At 63.3% G+C, this 3,587-nt stretch carries 5 protein-coding genes; 4 read left to right on the top strand and 1 reads right to left on the bottom strand.

What is annotated here, in order from left to right:
• The 3 genes from WA989_RS06395 to WA989_RS06385 all read left to right on the top strand — a co-directional run.
• The coding region (locus WA989_RS06395) for a CoA transferase (RefSeq protein WP_424339673.1) at positions 1-208 on the top strand (208 nt) is incomplete at its 5' end.
• Between the two features lie 10 nt (positions 209-218).
• A complete protein-coding gene (gene hisI, locus WA989_RS06390) occupies positions 219-620 on the top strand; it encodes a phosphoribosyl-AMP cyclohydrolase (RefSeq protein WP_424339672.1) in 402 nt (133 codons plus the stop codon).
• Positions 621-649: 29 nt separating this feature from the next.
• The gene (locus WA989_RS06385; protein WP_424339671.1) at positions 650-1,606 is read left to right on the top strand and encodes an N-acyl homoserine lactonase family protein; all 957 of its coding nucleotides are present in this window, start codon (positions 650-652) and stop codon (positions 1,604-1,606) included.
• On the opposite strand, the gene WA989_RS06380 is transcribed toward WA989_RS06385, so the two are convergent.
• Entirely contained in the window at positions 1,603-2,460 is an 858-nt protein-coding gene (locus WA989_RS06380) for an alpha/beta hydrolase family protein (RefSeq protein ID WP_424339670.1), read from the bottom strand. The genes WA989_RS06385 and WA989_RS06380 overlap by 4 nt on opposite strands.
• A 200-nt stretch (positions 2,461-2,660) precedes the next feature.
• On the opposite strand from WA989_RS06380, the gene WA989_RS06375 reads away from it, so the two are divergent.
• Positions 2,661-3,587: hypothetical protein (locus tag WA989_RS06375; protein ID WP_424339669.1), on the top strand; the 927-nt coding region annotated here is incomplete at its 3' end.

Raw genomic sequence — 3,587 nt, 5'->3', positions numbered from 1 at the left:
CATCAAGGCGCGCGAGGCGATTATCCGCATGGTGCATCCAGTTGTCGGGGAGGTGCCGATGCAGGGCGTCTTCCCGAAACTGTCGCAAACGCCGGGCAAGGCCGCGCGGCCGGCGCCCAGCCTTGGCGAGCACACGAGCGAGATTCTGGCCGCACTCGGCAGGAACGAAAACCAGATCGCCGACCTAAAAGCGCGCGGCATCATTTAGGACAGATTGCATGACCGACTTCGCTCCCCCTCTTGAAGGCAAGTCCCAGGACGAGGCCCCTGAGCTGCGCCCGAAATTCAACTCCGACGGGCTGATCGCCGCAATTGCGCAGGACGCGGAGAGCGGCGAGGTTCTGATGCTTGCCTGGATGAATGCAGATGCCCTGCGCCAGACGATCGAGACAGGCCGGGCGACCTACTGGTCCCGCTCACGCCGGAAGCTCTGGGTGAAGGGCGAGACGTCAGGCAGCCTCCAGCATGTCGAGGAAATCCGCGTGGATTGCGATCAGGACGCTGTGCTTCTCAAGGTCAGGCAGGACGGGCGTGCCTGTCATACGGGCCGGCCGTCCTGCTTTTACCGCAAGATCAATCCCGATGGGGCAAGCCTTTCAAAGTCTGGCGATCAGGTCTAATACGACGTCAGGAATCAGGGGTTGATCAGATGAAACACGTCTTACTCGGGTCGGCATGCGCCTTCCTTCTCGCCATCGCTGCCTGCTCAGGCCCCGCAGACGAGGCCGATACGAACGGCGATGCCTCCGCGCCCTCAGATGGCGTTAGCTCTGCGCCAGAGCCTGAGGGCGATGATGCGGCAGCTGATGGCGTGGATAGCGTTCAGCTCATCAAGCTCGATTGCGGGACGATCTATGTTTCTGATCTCGATATCTTCTCCACAGCGGGCGATTACGCCGGCGAAACCGATACGTTCACCAATACGTGCTGGCTGGTGCGCCATCCGGATGGCAATCTGCTGTGGGATCTCGGCCTGCCGGGCATTCTGACGTCGCAGGAAGAACAGGCCACGGGCGTCTTTACCGTGTCGCTCGATGAAACCATCAGCGAGCAAGTAAAAGATCTCGGCCTCTCCATGAGCGATATCGACTATGTCGCTGTGTCCCACAGCCATTTCGATCATACCGGCCAGGTCGACCTGCTGGAGGACCCGGTCTGGCTCGTGAACCAGATGGAATATGACTATATGTTCCCCGAACCGGAAGTCTCTGAAGAAGCCCCTGCCGCAGGCGAGAGCGATGCCGACGGCGCCGACGCGGCCAACCAGTTTCCGGGCTTCGATCTGCTGACCTACGAGATCATTCCCGACAATCACGACGTGTTCGGCGATGGCTCCGTCATCATCTTCATGACACCCGGCCATACGCCGGGCCACGCCTCGCTCCTCGTCAACCTGCCCGAGACCGGCCCCGTCCTTTTGACCGGTGATCTCTATCACCGCACCGAAAGCCGCGAGTTGAAGCGTGTGCCGCAGTTCAATTCGAGTGAAGACGCCACCCTGGCGTCGATGGAAACCTTCGAGGACCGGGCCGATACGCTTGGCGCTCAGGTGATCATCCAGCATGAACCGGCCGATACGGACGATTTGCCAGACGTAATGCGCTAGTCGCCGGGCTGGTCCGGGCCGAGACCGAGTATCGATTTCAGGAGAGCGGTCTGCGTCTGGAACGCGTCTGTTCCCGGCGCAATCAGTTCGACATGGCCGCTGGCCGGGACAATCAGAACACCGGCCTCGTCACCTGCGCCGGCGGCTTTCTGCGTATAGCTTTCGCCCAGGATGGGCGGCGCAATCCTGTCGCCTGCTCCATTCACGCTGATCTGCCTGACGCCGATCGGGAGCATCTCGGCAGGCGAGGTGGCGGAGTAGACGTCCGGGCGTCCTTCGGACGGCGCGCCGACGAGCTGCTCCAATATGTCTGCAAGACAGCCCGGCTGTGTCACAGGCGCTGACACTTCGAGATCGGCGAGCCCGCCTGAATTCACGACACCGGCAATCGGCAGCGGATCTTCGGCATAGAGCGGGCTTTCGGCCGGCAGTTTGTGGCGGGCGGCGGCCCAGAGTGCGAGATGCCCGCCGGCCGAATGACCGAAAGCGGCGACCTTGCCCGTCTCCAGACCGAGGCCCGGCCCAAGCTCGCCCAACGCATCGACACCGCGTGCCACATCAAGAAAGGTGCCGGGATACCCGCCGCCGGCTTCATCAACGCCGCGATACTCAATGTTCCAGACCGCCAGCCCCTCCTGGCGCAGGGCATCAGCCGCATAATTCATCAGCGTGCGGTCCGCGATGGATTTCTGCCAGCATCCGCCATGGATCATGAGAACTGTCGGGTGCGGGCCTGCGCCATCCGGGAGCCAGACATCGACGATATCGGTTTCGCCGGAGCCGGTGCGCACGGTCCGGTCGGGTTGAGGCTTCGGCGCCGCTAGCAGGTCCGACCAGGTCATAAGCGCTGCCATGGGCGCCTCCGTCTTCAGTGCTGGCTTCGTCTCTGCGGGCGGCCCGCCTGTGCTGCATGCTGCCAGGACCAGACCAGCGGCCAGAATTGCATGTGATTTCATCGTCTTCCCTTGCGCTGCCCCCGCTTGCCGCGTCATGTGACGCGCTGGGCGTGGCCGGCGCAAGCGCTAATATCGGATGCGCCAGCAAAGAGGTGTCGATGAATTTTACGCTGCCACAGAGCCGCGACGACGCAGCAGCGCAGGATGCGGCTGATCCGCTTGGCGGCGTTCGCGGCGCGTTCGATCTTGAAGACGGGCTCATCTATCTCGATGGGCATTCGCTCGGCCCGGCGAGCAAGGCTGCGCTTGGCGCCCTCGAAGATGCCTCATCCGGCGAATGGCGCCGCGGCCTGATCCGCTCCTGGAATGAGGCCGGATGGTTCGACCTGGCGCGCAAGACCGGCGCGCGGATCGCTCGCCTGATCGGGGTTGATGCGGGCGATGTGATCGTTGCTGACAGCGTCTCGACGAATCTCTACAAGCTTGCCGGCGCGGCGCTTCCGCTCGCCGCCTCTCAAATGCTGATCGTCGAGGCGGACGAATTTCCGACCGATCAGTACATGATCGAGCAGCTTGCCAGCCTGGCGGGGGCGGCGTTCGAACGCGCCGCGCCGGGCTCCGGGCTGGAGAGGCTTGAGGCGACGGGCGGCGTGCTCATCCAATCAGCGGTCAACTATCGCACCGCCTCTGTCGCCGATATTGCAGCGGCAGAAGAGCGGGCCACAGAGGCAGGCGGGGTGATCATCTGGGATCTCAGCCACGCAACCGGTGTGCTTGCCCTCGACCTCAAAGCCGACGGCGCGAAATTCGCGGCCGGCTGTACGTACAAATATCTGAATGGTGGGCCGGGAGCGCCGGCCTTCGTCTATGCGCACAGTGATGTGGTCCAGCAGGTAACCACTCCCCTGCCCGGCTGGATGGGGCATGCCAGACCGTTCACGTTCGACCCGGAATACAAGCCGGCGCCTGACATCCGCCGCTTTGCCAATGGCACGCCGCCTATCCTGTCTCTGCGCGCCCTCTCCGGCGCGCTGGATGGGTTCGACACGCTGGACATGAGCATCGTCGAAGCGAAAGCCCGCGCG

This window comes from Henriciella sp. (assembly GCF_049649345.1).
In the GTDB taxonomy this organism is placed as follows: Bacteria; Pseudomonadota; Alphaproteobacteria; order Caulobacterales; family Hyphomonadaceae; genus Henriciella.
This window is presented reverse-complemented; position numbering and strand designations above follow the sequence as displayed.